12 protein-coding genes and 3 tRNA genes are annotated in these 13,401 nt (G+C 62.2%); 1 reads left to right on the top strand and 14 read right to left on the bottom strand.

All coding sequences use genetic code 11. The annotated features are described in order from the left end of the window. Nucleotides 1-93 precede the first annotated feature (93 nt). The 11 genes from FHR27_RS13005 to FHR27_RS12955 form a co-directional block, all read right to left on the bottom strand. Nucleotides 94-2,058: a TonB-dependent receptor domain-containing protein gene (locus FHR27_RS13005; protein ID WP_179538757.1), complete on the bottom strand. Its 1,965-nt coding sequence runs from the start codon at nt 2,056-2,058 to the stop codon at nt 94-96. A 167-nt stretch (nt 2,059-2,225) separates the two neighbouring features. Continuing rightward, nucleotides 2,226-2,639, bottom strand: coding sequence for a hypothetical protein (locus FHR27_RS13000; protein ID WP_179538756.1), 414 nt, complete (start codon nt 2,637-2,639; stop codon nt 2,226-2,228). Between the two features lie 202 nt (nt 2,640-2,841). Next, a complete protein-coding gene (locus tag FHR27_RS12995) occupies nt 2,842-3,231 on the bottom strand; it encodes a hypothetical protein (RefSeq protein ID WP_179538755.1) in 390 nt (129 codons plus the stop codon). A 102-nt stretch (nt 3,232-3,333) separates the two neighbouring features. Beyond that, complete coding sequence (locus tag FHR27_RS12990; RefSeq protein ID WP_156152630.1) at nt 3,334-3,921, bottom strand: hypothetical protein; 588 nt, start codon at nt 3,919-3,921, stop codon at nt 3,334-3,336. An 89-nt stretch (nt 3,922-4,010) separates the two neighbouring features. Beyond that, complete coding sequence (locus FHR27_RS12985) at nt 4,011-4,172, bottom strand: DUF2986 domain-containing protein (protein ID WP_082045683.1); 162 nt, start codon at nt 4,170-4,172, stop codon at nt 4,011-4,013. A gap of 107 nt (nt 4,173-4,279) precedes the next feature. Then, complete coding sequence (rimO, locus tag FHR27_RS12980; protein WP_042551933.1) at nt 4,280-5,605, bottom strand: 30S ribosomal protein S12 methylthiotransferase RimO; 1,326 nt, start codon at nt 5,603-5,605, stop codon at nt 4,280-4,282. Between the two features lie 153 nt (nt 5,606-5,758). Further along, nucleotides 5,759-7,018, bottom strand: a complete 1,260-nt coding sequence (locus tag FHR27_RS12975; RefSeq protein WP_179538754.1) for a virulence factor family protein — start codon at nt 7,016-7,018, stop codon at nt 5,759-5,761. Beyond that, nucleotides 7,018-9,648: a bifunctional lysylphosphatidylglycerol flippase/synthetase MprF gene (gene mprF, locus FHR27_RS12970; protein WP_179538753.1), complete on the bottom strand. Its 2,631-nt coding sequence runs from the start codon at nt 9,646-9,648 to the stop codon at nt 7,018-7,020. Before mprF ends, FHR27_RS12975 begins: the two co-directional genes overlap by 1 nt. Before the next feature lie 242 nt (nt 9,649-9,890). Then, a tRNA-Met gene (locus FHR27_RS12965) sits at nt 9,891-9,967 on the bottom strand. Between the two features lie 120 nt (nt 9,968-10,087). Then, nucleotides 10,088-10,164 (bottom strand) — tRNA-Met (locus tag FHR27_RS12960). Nucleotides 10,165-10,284: 120 nt separating this feature from the next. Next, nucleotides 10,285-10,361: transfer RNA gene (locus tag FHR27_RS12955), tRNA-Met, on the bottom strand. A 276-nt stretch (nt 10,362-10,637) separates the two neighbouring features. Here FHR27_RS12955 and dinB point away from each other — a divergent pair. Beyond that, nucleotides 10,638-11,708: a DNA polymerase IV gene (dinB, locus tag FHR27_RS12950; protein WP_179538752.1), complete on the top strand. Its 1,071-nt coding sequence runs from the start codon at nt 10,638-10,640 to the stop codon at nt 11,706-11,708. Nucleotides 11,709-11,864: 156 nt separating this feature from the next. On the opposite strand, the gene FHR27_RS12945 is transcribed toward dinB, so the two are convergent. The 3 genes from FHR27_RS12945 to FHR27_RS12935 all read right to left on the bottom strand — a co-directional run bounded on the left by FHR27_RS12945 (nt 11,865) and on the right by FHR27_RS12935 (nt 13,390). After that, a complete protein-coding gene (locus tag FHR27_RS12945; RefSeq protein WP_179538751.1) occupies nt 11,865-12,266 on the bottom strand; it encodes an META domain-containing protein in 402 nt (133 codons plus the stop codon). Beyond that, complete coding sequence (locus FHR27_RS12940; protein ID WP_179538750.1) at nt 12,266-12,703, bottom strand: hypothetical protein; 438 nt, start codon at nt 12,701-12,703, stop codon at nt 12,266-12,268. Before FHR27_RS12940 ends, FHR27_RS12945 begins: the two co-directional genes overlap by 1 nt. Nucleotides 12,704-12,796: 93 nt before the next feature. Next, entirely contained in the window at nt 12,797-13,390 is a 594-nt protein-coding gene (locus FHR27_RS12935; RefSeq protein WP_179538749.1) for a biliverdin-producing heme oxygenase, read from the bottom strand. Between the last annotated feature and the right edge of the window lie 11 nt (nt 13,391-13,401).

The following is a 13,401-nucleotide window of genomic DNA, read 5'->3' as shown; positions in this document are numbered from 1 at the left end:
GGGAGTAGGGTGGGCTTCAGCCCACCACATCGATCGTTCCTCACGCTCCGCGTGCGACTCAGGTGCGGTAGCGGGCGCGGAACGCTCAGGGCATCAGAAGTCCAGCGACGCACCCAGCCAGTAGGTACGGCCATAATTGACCGTGCCGTCGTCCTCGTCGTTGAGGCGTTTGTTACCCAGGTTGTAGACGGCCGAGTTGAGTGTCAGGTTCTGCGTCAGCTTGTACGAGCCACCGATGTCGGCAGTGGTGTAGGCGCGGGACGATTGGCCGGTCAGCGTAGCGCCATATTCCTCGCCGCTGTAGTTGGTGGCAGCCCAGGCCAGGGTCCGGTCATTGATATCCCAGTCGGCACGCAGGCTCGCCTTGCGCTTGGGTGTCAGGGACAGCGGCCGGCCCTTGTCGACGCCGCTCTTCTGCTCGGAATCCAGGTAGGTGAAGTTACCCTTGATCGCCACGTTGGCCAGCGCCTGCCAACTGCCGTTCAACTCCAGGCCACGGATCACCGCTTTGTCGACGTTGACCCGCTCCATCACGGTCAGGCCCTGCCACTGTTCGGTGGTGGTGACCGTGGACAGCTTGTCCTTGAAGTCGTTGTAGAACAGCGTGGCGCCAGCCGACAGGTCGTCACGGTTCGACCACATCGCGCTCAACTCGTAGTTGGTGCTGCTCTCGGGTTTGAGGTTGGAATTACCGAACTGCACGAAGCGGTTGCGGCGCACCACGGCGTAGTCGTCGATTACCGCGCGCAGTTCCGGCGCCTTGAAACCGCGGGCCACGCCACCTTTCAGCGTCCACTCGTTATTCAGGTGCCAGACGCCATAGACACGTGGGTTGACGTGACTGCCGTACTGCTCGTGATGATCCAGACGCACGCCGGTGGTGAGGGCGAAATCGTCGGTGAGCGACCATTCGTCTTCGGCGAACAGGGCCTTCTGTACCACCGAGTATTCCTCGTTCTCGCGCTCGCGAGAGGTGCCGCGGTTGGCCTGGTTCCAGTCGGTCAGCGTGGCTTCGTTCCACTGCACGCCGGTGGTGGTGACGTGATAGTCGGTAGGGATCACCAGCTTGCCGTCCAGCACGCGGTTGCGGATCTTCGGCTTGCGCCCGAACACGTCGGCCTGCGCCGGTGTCGCCTTGCCTTCGCGGCTGGTGGTTTCTTCGGCGAACGACAGTGTCGAATCCGCCCAGCCCCAGCGGCCTTCGTGAGTCAGCGACCAGTGATCACGGTTGTTCTTCTGTTCGCGGGTCGACCAGTTGGCGCTGAGACCATCGCCGTTCTTCAGGCGCGAGGCGCCCGCTTCGAGCAGGAAGTCATGATTCTCGGTCGGCGTAAGGGCCAGGCGAGCGGTCAGGCTCTTGTTGTCGGACTTGGCGAAGCCTTCGTTGGCTTCGACGTCGTCATCGGCCTGGCGGTCGAGGTAGCTGCCCCAAACCTGCAGGCCGAGCACTTCGTTGATCAGCGGGCCATTGAGATAGAACTGGGTGTTGCGGGCATTGCCCTGATCGCTATTCGGGCGTGCCGAGTAGTCATAGGAAATGTTACCGCCCCACTCGGGCGATACCTTGCGGGTGATGATGTTGATCACCCCACCGATGGCATCCGAGCCGTACAGCGACGACATCGGTCCGCGCACCACCTCGATGCGCTCGATGGCTGCCGTGGGCGGCACGAAGCTCTGCTCATAACCCCGGTTGCCATTGACCCGTGAGTCGCGCCCGCTCTGGCGTTTACCGTCGACCAGAATCAGCGTGTAGTCGCCAGGCATGCCGCGAATCTGGATGTCGGTCTCGTTGGCGCCACCGTTGACCACCACACCTTCCACATCACGTACCGCATCACTCAGGTTCTGCACCGAGCGCTTGCGCAGATCATCACCGCTGATCACCGTGACCGACGCCGGGGCGTCTTCCAGATTCTGGGCAAAGCCGGAGGCGGTCACCACCATGTCGTCCAGTTCGACGGTGTCGGCATGGGCGAAGGTGCTGCCAGTGGCCAGGCAGAAGGTCGCCAGGCGAATCAGGGTGCCAATACGGCGGCGAGGGAAGGGCGCGTGCATGGAGTGTTCCTTAAGAATCGTTTGCAGGCGCGAATCGTATGCATCCATGGCGAGGAAGGTTGGACAAAGTGAGACAGGCTGGTCGCGTGGGTTGGGAACTTGGAGTGTCTGTTGGAACGTGCCGCGGACAGCAGATCTGCCGATAGCCTAATGGTTGACCTTGAAGGCTACGTGTACCAGTGCCAATTGCGGCAATGCCCGCGATCATCCATGCAGGCTTCCGCGACCGCGATTGCGGAGAAGCCGATGAGGACCAATGTCGCCACAACGCAAGCCGTTATCGAGCCCCAACCACGCTTTTCGGTGCAGAACACCTTGAAGGAGGCAATCAACCCCAGCGCTAGCAGTGCGAGCGCCATATGAGACATCAGTAGCTTGAGTATCAGTTCACCAAAGCCCCCAGGCCCATCACCGCGGATCATCAGCGCCTCTCTGACGAATAGAGAAAACAGAGCCGAGTTGAATAGGTTGTAGGCCAGGCATGCCACCAACGCTCTTGGATTTCTCCGACGGCCATTGACGGTGCTGCTTGTCGGTTCGCCGGTATGTCCGCACGGCGTTTGCTTGGGACGCTTCAGCATGGCGCTAATGTTTCACCCGAATGCCTTCGCCGCAGCGGGCGGTAAAACGCTCTAGACGATCACGGCGCTCCATGTCATTGCTGTGATCCTGATTCGACAGTCTGTTGGCGTGCCTTATGGCTGCGTTGAACGAAGCCTCTTCGCTGGCAGAGGCAGGTTCAAAGGCGCCCCGAACCCTATGGTCTTCGTCGAACTGCGCGTCTCAGCTTCTGAACACCAGGTTGTATTGATGGTCCTCGGCGTCTTCATCGTAGTGGGCAGTATCGACCTCCAGGGCGACACGGCCTGCGAAGTCAGGCACGGGCGAGCGCAACGCTACCCAGGCCATGTTGGTATCGGGCGAGAACCTCACCACGACAAGACCCGGTTGCCATTCGACGCACCAGTAGATGGCTCCTGCGCTGAGTATGTAACTGTAACGAGCGCCGGTTTGCAGTATCGCCGCCGGCCCGTCGAGATAGTCCTCCTCGCTCAGCGGTTGCAGATGAGGGATCACGCAGCGGGTGAGGTAGCCAGCGTCTTCTGGCGCGACCGGGCCGGTGTAGAGACCGTCGGGGCATGATTGTTCACTGATGGGTACGATGTACTTCATAGGCGCATTGAATCTTGAAAGAGTGGTTCAGTGAGGAGCGCGGTGGACAAGCTTAGCGTTGGCTACGCGACCCTATCCACCCTATATGTCCGGGCTATCTAGTCATTGTACGGGCACCGTGTACCACTGCCTGGCTCTGAGAATTATCGTTCGTTTCGGGATTTCGACATCTGCATCGGCGATGCTCACTTTGCCCAGGTGCAAGGTCCATCGTGATCCTGCCTCTGGTGGCGATGTATCGAAACGCAAGTCAACGCCGCCATGCACTCCGCCGCTATCGTTGGGGTTCACTGCCGGTTGGTGTACGGCGATATCCGGAATTTTCCCTGCCCACGGAAGGCCCGGCGATATGTTTTCTGCATGCGGGCTGGTGATATAGAGCGTTGGTGTAAGGCGTTCGCCGTTTTCCTTTTCCATGTAGGCACCTTTGGCCGAATAACTTATTGGGGCTGAGCCTCTTTTGAAGTCATTCACATACAGGTAGATCCAGGTGCTGGACGTGTCTACATAATGGATTTTCGTGGCGATTTCGAAGGGCTGTGGTTTTCCGTCAGTGGTCACTTCAAACCTGTGAATACTCGGCCATGCGGCCTCGCCCTCGAACCAGGGTTGAGGCGGTGTTGAACCGATGCAGGCACTGAGCAAAAAACAAAGCGCATAAACAGTGCTTATCTTCCATGGCTTGCACATGACTACCTCTACGGCCGACGTTTGGTTGAGGCACTTTTGCCCGCGCCCAAAAGCAGTATGGCGTATTAGCCACAGGCGTCAGCGAGTACTCAGCTCTCAGGCAAAACGGCTGGCGCCTCGGCCGCTTCATTGGCCAGTTTCAGCCTGTCGGCCTTGCAGATGTACTTGGGCTTGTTCTTCGGCGCCAGCTTGGCGTTGGCCTTTTTGGCGTGGGCCTCTAACAGCTGCTTTATCTTCTTGCGGCGGTTCATGATTTCTCTGCTCTTTGTCGAAGGGCCCGATACTAAAACGCCCATTGAGCCGGGCTGACGCGGTGCGTCATTCCGGCCCAATGGGCGTTTTTCGTGAGGGAAGGGGCTTAAACCCGCTCAGCCCACATATCGTACTCATCGGCATCGACGATACGCACGCGTACCTTGTCGCCCGGCTGGAAGTCGGTGCCTTCGATAAAGACGCTGCCGTCGATTTCCGGGGCATCGGCCCAGGAGCGGGCCACGGCGCCCTGGTCGTCGACTTCGTCGATCAGTACGTCCATTTCGCGGCCGATCTTCATCTGCAGGCGTGCGGTACTGATGGCCTGCTGGTGGGCCATGAAGCGATCCCAGCGATCCTGTTTGACGTCATCCGGGACGATATCCACGTCCAGGTCGTTGGCCGGCGCGCCTTCCACCGGCGAGTACTGGAAGCAGCCGACGCGGTCGAGCTGGGCTTCGGTCAGCCAGTCGAGCAGGTACTGGAAGTCTTCTTCGGTTTCGCCGGGGAAGCCGACGATGAAGGTCGAACGGATGGTCAGGTCCGGGCACTGCTCGCGCCAGGACTTGATGCGCGCCAGGGTGCGGTCTTCGAAGGCCGGGCGCTTCATCAGCTTGAGGACGCGCGGGCTGGCGTGCTGGAAGGGGATGTCCAGGTAAGGCAGGATCTTGCCGGCGGCCATCAGCGGGATGATGTCGTCGACGTTGGGGTACGGGTACACGTAATGCAGGCGCACCCATACGCCCATGCTGGAGAGCGCTTCGCAGAGCTCTTTCATGCGTGTCTTGACCGGCTGGCCGTTCCAGAAATCGGTCTTGTACTTGAGGTCGACGCCGTAGGCGCTGGTGTCCTGGCTGATCACCAGCAGCTCCTTGACGCCGGCCTTGACCAGGCGCTCGGCCTCGCCCAGCACGTCACCCACCGGGCGGCTGACCAGCTTGCCACGCATCGACGGGATGATGCAGAAGCTGCAGCTGTGGTTGCAGCCTTCGGAAATCTTCAGGTAGGCGTAGTGGCGCGGGGTGAGTTTGACGCCCTGGGGCGGCACCAGATCGATCAGCGGGTTGTGATCCTGGCGCGGTGGCACTACGTCGTGCACGGCGTTGACCACCTGCTCGTATTGCTGCGGGCCGGTGACCGACAGCACGCTGGGGTGCACGTCACGGATGCTGCCTTCTTCGACGCCCATGCAGCCGGTGACGATGACCTTGCCGTTCTCCTTGATCGCTTCACCGATCACTTCCAGCGACTCGGCCTTGGCGCTGTCGATGAAGCCACAGGTGTTGACCACCACCACGTCGGCATCCTGATAGGTCGGCACGACCTCATAACCTTCCATGCGCAACTGGGTGAGGATGCGTTCGGAATCGACCAGGGCTTTCGGGCAGCCAAGGGAGACGAACCCAACTTTCGGGGTGGCGGTGGTGGTCATGCGGGCGAACCTCAGGCTGAGATGATGCGGGCGCTCGGGCGCCTCTGATCAAAAAGTGCGCAATTCTAGCGGCGAGCGCGAGACTTTGCCAGCACTGCCGACGGGCCGTGCTGCACGCCGACGCCTGGTCTCACCTCAGAGGCTCAGTTGTGTCTACTTCTGGCGCTTCTGGATCGCCCCGATGAGCCGCTCGGCCAGCGCCGGGTAATCCTTGTCGTAGTGATGCCCGCCGGGCAACTGTAGTTTCTCACCGACGCTCTGCTCTTGCGTGCAGCCGCTTTCCGGCGCCTCTTCGCTGCCATAGACGCACAGCACCTTTTCCGCCGGCAGCTTGACCAGCTCCGGCCCGGTGGCCGCTTCGCTGGCATCTTTGCCGAGCCAGCCCTGAACGCGGATCTCGAAGGCGCCGCTGCGCGCCAGGGCCAGCAGCAGCACGGCGTCGACCTGGCGCTTGTCGCTGTCGGGCAGGCGGTTGTAGAGCGCCGGCATCACATCGGCGCCGAATGAGTAGCCAATCAGCACGAAGCGTTTGGCGTGCCATTTCTCCCGGTACTCGCGCATCAGTTCGGAGAGGTCGCTGGCGGCTTGTTCGGGGCTCTTGCGCTGCCAGAAGTAGCGCAGGGTGTCGACGCCAACCACCGGGTAGCCCCGTTCGGCCATCTGTTCGGCGACTGCCTTGTCCAGGTCACGCCAGCCGCCATCACCCGAGTAGAACAGGCTCACGGTCTCGCCGGGCTGGGTTGCCGGCACTTCGACCACCGGCAGGGCATCGCTGGCGCCTTGCAGCAGGCGACGCAGTTGCGCGGTGAGCAGCGCCTTGGGCGCGGTCTGGTAGTCGCCGATCAGGGTTTCGGCATTGCTCTGCTGGCGCACGAAGCGCGCGCTGGCGTCATCCGGGTTGTCGTTCCACACGGCCAGCCAGTGACCCTGTGCGCTGCTCGTAGGTGGCGGCGTATCGCAATCGGGTTTGTCCAGCGAGAAGCCAACGGAGAGCGCCTGGGCCTTGTCATCATTCTGGGTGGCGAGCCAGCGCCAGGCGAGCATGGCGGCATTGTCGCTGCCAGCGAACAGGTTCACTGGGCCGTCCATCTGGGCGGTGGCCTCTTGCAGACGTTTGGCCTGGACCTCGCAGCTCTGCGCTATGGCCTGGTACTGGCCGATCATGGCGTGATTGGATTGCGCCAGTTCCAACAGCTCGGCATCGCTGAGTTGCTGGTCGGTGGGCAGGGCCAGGAGCACGCGACGTTGCACCCTGTCACCCGGCGTGACTAGCACCAGATCGCCGCCGGAGGCCAGTGGCTGGCGTGCCAGGCTGGCTTCGGCGGGCGGCCGCAGCCAGTAGTAGAGGCCGCCAGCGAGCGGCACGAGCAGGAGGATCAGTATCGGTATCAGGCGTTTGGCAGTACGGGTCATCAACGTTTCACCAGTCCGGTAAAACCGCCGGCGATCAGCGCGGCGGTATCGGTCAGCGCCACCAGCGGATCGAGCCCGGCAGGTACGGCCATGTAGCGGGGTTCCCAGTCCGGCTGGAACTTGTCCTTGAAGCGACGCAGGCCTTGGAAGTTGTAGAACGCCTCACCGCGCTGGAACACCAGGGCGCCAAGGCGCTGGGCCAGTGGCGCACCGCGACGCGGCTGCAGGCCGGAGAGCGGTACCATGCCGAGGCTGAAGCGGGCGAAGCCGGCTGCCTTGAAATGCAGGATCAGGCCGAGCATGAGAAATTCCATGGTCAGCTTTGGCGCATCCGGCAGCACACGCATCAGATCGAGAGTGGCGAGGTCGCGGCTGTCGGTCTCCAGCAGGTTGGCGAAGGCCACGGCACGGCCCTCGACCCGCGCGACGACGATACGGAAGTGACGCAGATAGGCGGGGTCGAAACGACCGAGGGAAAAGCCTTTCTCGCGCATCTGCTTGCCGTTCAGCCAGGCATCGGAGATGCCGCGCAGTTCGTCGAGAGGCGCTTGGCCGGGCTCGAAGAATTCCAGCACCAGGCCGTCGCGCTGCCCGCGGTTCCAGGTGTAGCGCAGGTCCTTCATGGTCTTGCCGGTGCTGTCCAGGTCGAAGCGATTCAGATCGACCCGGGCTTCCTCGCCCAGCTTGATGGCGGTGAGGCCGATGTCCATGTACAGCGGCAGGTTCTCGGCGCGCACCTGATAGAACACCGGGCGGGTGTGGTGGCGGTCGCACAGATCGCGGAATTGCCAGACCAGCTCGGCACGCCGCTGCGTGGTGCCGATTGGATCGAACAGGGCGACCATGCTGCGGGCGCGGCGCGAGTACATCAGAAAGGCATCGCCCTGCGGGTGTACCAGCAGGGCCTTGTCGCCGGTCAGTGCGAGGCCGCCATCGGCCTGGTCGGAGGCCTTGATGATCTGCGCTGCGCGATCCAGTTCTTCGCTGCTTGGCAGGGTGATGGCCGGTGGTGCGGCGCGCAGCAGCCAGGCAAGGAAGACCACGCCGAGCAGCAGCACGCAACCGAGGGCGGCACGCAGGCCCCGTGGTGCATCGGCGTTGACCGCGAACTGCCACCACAACTGGTGTTCGTAGGGCACGTCCTGATAGGCGAAGAACAGCAGCCAGATGGAGGCACCGAGCACGCAGGCGCTGGCCGCCAGGTGCCAGGGTGAGAACGGCAGCTCCATGATGCGGCTGGGGCGATAGAAGTAGGGGCGGAATAGGGCCAGCAGGCCAGCGGTGATGCTCAGCAGCAACGCTTCCTCCCAGTCGAAGCCCTTGAGCAGCGAAAGCACCGCACCGGTGACCAACAGCCCAAGGGTCATCGCCCAGGCCGCGGAGAGACGGCGGCGCAGCCCCTGGGCCAGCAGCAGACAGAGCAGGCCGATCAGGCTGGCGCCGAAGTGCGAGGCATCGATCAGTCGGTGCGGAATGAGAAAGTCGAGAATCTCCAGGCGTTCGTCCAGGCTCGGTGTCGCGCCGGAGAACAGCAGCACCATCCCCGAGATGAACACCAGCAGCGCCAGAACTGGAGCGGCCAGGCCGCTGGCCGCACGAATCGCCTGGCGGGCATCCACCAGACGGCGCAGCTCGATGGCCAGCAGCAGCAGGCAGGCCACCAGCAATGGCAGCACGATATAAATGAGGCGATACAGCAGCAGCGCTGCAGCCAGGGGGGCAGCGCCCAGTTCGTTGGCGAAGGCTGCCAGCAGCACCGCCTCGAACACCCCTACGCCGCCGGGCACGTGGCTGAGCACGCCAGCGGCCAGCGCCAGCAGATAGACCAGCAGGAAGGTGGTGAAGGGCGGCGCTTCGGGCAGCAGCAGATACAGCACGCCTGCTGCGGCACTGACATCGACCAGGGTGATCAGTACCTGAAGCAGGGTCAGGCGTGTGTCGGGCAGGCGCAGCAGGTGCCTGTGCAGGCGCACGGTGACGCAGTCCGGGGCTGGTCTTTCCGCCAGGCGAGCGCGGTGCAAAGCCAGAAGCAGCGCCGCGCCGAGGGCCAGAAGAACCAAACAGAGGGCGATCAATACCGGTGTTGGTAGGTGCAGGGCGGCGGCCGCTGCACCAGGATCCGCCAAGGCTGCGAGGGCTGCCAGCAGGGGCAGGGCGCAGCCGAGTGACAGGCTGGCGAATACCGTCATGCGCGCCACGTCACCGGCGCCGATGCCATGGCGGGCATACAGGCGATAGCGAATCGAGCCCCCGGAAAGCATCGACAGGCCGACCGCATTGCCGATGGCGAACGCGCAGAAGCCGCCGGTGGCCAGTGTGCGGGCTGGCAGGCTGACGGCTGCGTAGCGACTGGCCGACCATTCGTAACCGAGCAGGGCGATGAAGCCCAGTATGGTCAGGCCAACGGCGCCGAACAGATTCACGGTCGGCACCGCCAGTATGGACTGGTGCAGCGCACTCGGGTCGAGTTCATCGAGCAGATGCCGGCAGGCGAGCAGCGCCACCACGAATAGCAGCAGGGCGGCACTCAGCCCCAGCGGCTGGCGGTATCGGTCCAGGCGTTGGCGCCATAGCAGCAGTTGAGATTTGGGCAGGGAAGGTGGGGCAGTAGCGTCGGAGCTGGCGCGCATCGGATACCTCTTGGGTAGTGCGGCTCAGATTGGAAGGCGGAAGCCAAGTTTCTTTGTGTGACAAATAATGTATGGGTACAGGCGTGCCGCTTCAAGGTGTGCATGCCTGACACCGGGAAAGATTTATCTGCAGAAGAGGATAGTGCCTGAAGAGAGTGTGTGCAGGTGGTGCCCGGACGTTTTCAGGCGCCCATAAAACGAAAGCCCCGACAGCTAGGCTGTCAGGGCTTTCGTTTCGAAGGTGGTTGCGGGAGCCGGATTTGAACCGACGACCTTCGGGTTATGAGCCCGACGAGCTACCAGACTGCTCCATCCCGCGCCGGCAATTCTATATGGAAACGGACATCTGTCAATCGATTTGTGCTTTTCAATCAATTAGTTAAATCGACAGAGCGGAAAAACAAAAAGGCCACTCGATTGAGTGGCCTTTTTGAGTATCTGGTTGCGGGAGCCGGATTTGAACCGACGACCTTCGGGTTATGAGCCCGACGAGCTACCAGACTGCTCCATCCCGCGCCGGCAATTCTATATGGAAACGGACATCTGTCAATCGATTTATGCTTTTCAATCAATTAGTTAAATCAATAGGGCAGAAAAACAAAAAGGCCACTCGATTGAGTGGCCTTTCTGAGTATCTGGTTGCGGGAGCCGGATTTGAACCGACGACCTTCGGGTTATGAGCCCGACGAGCTACCAGACTGCTCCATCCCGCGGTCGCCATTCTATTCATCTGAGGCATGCTGTCAACGCTTATCTGGGAAAAAACTGTTTTCCGTTCAATCAGTTAGCAGCGCTGCGCACGTGTCGTAGACAGTCTAGCCCCTGCCATGCGGGCCTTTCAGGCGGTTTTATGGCGTCAGCGCCCATGGCATGCAGGGCGATGAAATGCGCAACGTCGAGCTGGAAGGCTGTTCTTATATACAGTAAGGTGCCCATCCACCTTTGCCCGCCGCTGTTCATGGTCGGCCAGCTCTCTCGTTTTCAGGTCTATGGCACAGCGCAAGATCATCCATATCGACTGTGACGCCTTCTACGCCTCCGTCGAAATGCGCGACAACCCGGCCCTGGCCGACAAGCCCATGGCCGTGGGCGGCTCGGCGGATCGGCGCGGAGTGATCGCCACCTGCAACTACGAGGCGCGTGCCTATGGGGTGCGCTCGGCCATGGCCTCGGGGCATGCGCTGAAGCTGTGCCCGGACCTGCTGATCGTCAAACCCCGCTTCGATGTCTACCGCGCCGTATCCCTGGACATTCACGCGATCTTTCGCGACTACACCGATCAGATCGAGCCGCTGTCCCTGGATGAGGCCTTTCTCGACGTGTCCAACTGCCAACACTTCGGCGGCAGCGCCACACGTATCGCCCAGGACATTCGACGCCGGGTATCCAGCGACCTGCATATCACCGTGTCGGCAGGGGTCGCGCCGAACAAGTTCCTGGCCAAGATCGCCAGCGACTGGCGCAAACCCAATGGCATATTCGTGATTACCCCCGATCAGGTCGAGGACTTCGTCGCCGAGTTGCCGGTCACCAAGCTGCATGGTGTCGGCAAGGTGACCGCCGACAAGCTGACCCGCCTGGGCATACGCACCTGCAGTGACCTGCGCGAGTGGAACAAGCTGCGCCTGGTGCGTGAGTTCGGCAGTTTTGGCGAGCGCCTGTGGAGCCTGGCCCATGGCATCGACGAGCGCGCGGTGCAGACGGACAGTCGCCGTCAGTCGATGAGCGTGGAAAACACCTACGATCAGGATCTGCCAGACCTGGAAGCCTGCCTGGCGCAACTACCTGCGCTGCTGGAAGAGCTGGAGCGGCGCATGACCCGCCTGGACGGCAGCTATCGGGTGGGCAAGCCCTTCGTCAAGGTCAAGTTCCACGACTTCACCCAGACCACCCTCGAACAGGCCGGCGCCGCCCGTGATCTGGACAGCTATCGAGCCCTGCTCAGCAACGCCCATGCGCGCGGCAACCGACCGGTACGTTTGCTGGGCGTGGGCGTGCGTTTGCAGGATTTGCGTGGCAAGCATGAGCAGTTGGATCTGTTCACGCCCGTTGAGTCGTAAATAGGCAGAGCTGCGCCAGTAGTCCCCAAAGCGTATCGCCGGCAAGCCAGCCCCTACGTGTTGTCTGTGCACAGCAGTTGCCAGGCACAGCACCATGTAGGAGCCCGCTTGCGGGCGATCAAGGTTTTCCGCCGATCGCCACGTCGGCCCCGGCTCTTATTCGTCAGGCCACAGCCGGATCGGTTTGCCGCTGGCTGGCCACAGGCGCAGTTGCTCGATCGGCGAGATATCCCAGCGTTCGATGGTGCTCAGGCTCTGCAGGAAACGGCTTTCCTGTTCCATCAGTGCCGGTGCGCACATTTTGCGGGTGCTGCCGGCCTGGCTGAAGGTCAGCTTGTCGCCTTCACGCTGGTAACTGGCGAACCAGTGGTTGCAGCCGGCGTTGCCATAGGCGCGACCGTCGTCATCCAGGGTGATGGTCAGGTGGCTGTTGTCGATCAGCGGACGTTCGCCAATCCATTCGACGCGGTAGACGCGCTCGGTTTCCAGTTGCACCGGTTTGCCGGCGCAGCCAGCCAGGGCGGCGGTCGCCAAGCCCAGGGCGAGAAGCGGTTTCATCAGGCCTCCTTTTTCAGACACGCAGGACACAGGTGTTTGTCCTGCTGTTTACGCCAGCCCAGCTCCACGAGGCGAGCATCGGCAGCGGGCGTCTGGGCTTTCTTGCCCAGCGCACTATCGACCGCGAATTCGAAGTCCAGTTGCTTGCCGCAACCGTCGCAGGTGACTTGCCAGTTGAAGATCGACAGTTCGGTAAAGGCAGGCCCGTGGGCGACCGCAACCCACTGGCCGGGAGGATTGATCAGGTGGCGAACCTTGTCGACCTGCAGACGCATGCTCAGGTCACGGCTGCCTTTGAGGCTGACCACCAGGGCGTCGTTGCTCTTGATCGAGCCGCCGTTACCGGTGACCTGATAACGGCCGGGAGCCAGCGCGCGGCACTCGATCAGGGTGTGTTCGGGGTTGAGCAGGTTGTAGCGGAAATCGTGTTCGGCCATGGTTCCTCCGGGTGAGGAGGGCATTCTAGCAGGCCGCGATTGGGGAGGGCGGGGCGGTGAAACGCTGTTTGATCACGTTCCACCCTTGGCTCTTCAGGCCGCTGGGAAGATCTCGCGTAGCGCGGCACGATAGAAGTCGAATGCCGCAACGGCGCCGCTGACCGCTTCTTCGCGCTGGGGCTCGGTCAGCTCAAGGCCGTCGAGCAGGGCGACGAACTGGCGCCAGTGCAAGCCGCGACCATCCGGGTGGGCCGCCAGGTGGCGGGCGCCGTTCTCGGCATCGAGGCCGATCTGCTGGGTTTCCTTGAACAGAAAGGCCGCACCCAGGTTGGAACCTTCACTGCAATACAGCCAGCCCAGGGCTGCATGGGTGCTGGTGGGGGCCACCGCTGGCGGGGCGGATGGCACCACCAGATCCAGGTCGGCCATATCCGCGCACACCGCTTCGAAACGCGGCAGCTCACTCAAGCCCGGCAGCAGACGATTGAGTTCGATATCGTCATACAGCGCGTCGATGGAACCATGGAAGCGATGCTGCAGGCGCAGGAAATAGCCATAGCGCAGCAGGCTCTCGAACGGACGGGCCTGCATGACCAGTGTATCGACGCTGTCATGGTCGCGGCTGGTGCCGGCTTTCAGGCGTTTGCTCAGGGGCAGTTGCGCGGTGGGGTGGGCGATGGCTGTCATCGTTGGGCTTC

The organism is Pseudomonas flavescens, assembly GCF_013408425.1.
Classification (GTDB): Bacteria; Pseudomonadota; Gammaproteobacteria; order Pseudomonadales; family Pseudomonadaceae; genus Aquipseudomonas; species Aquipseudomonas fulva_A.
Note: the sequence above shows the minus strand (reverse complement) of the source record. Positions and strands in the feature narration are given on the sequence as shown.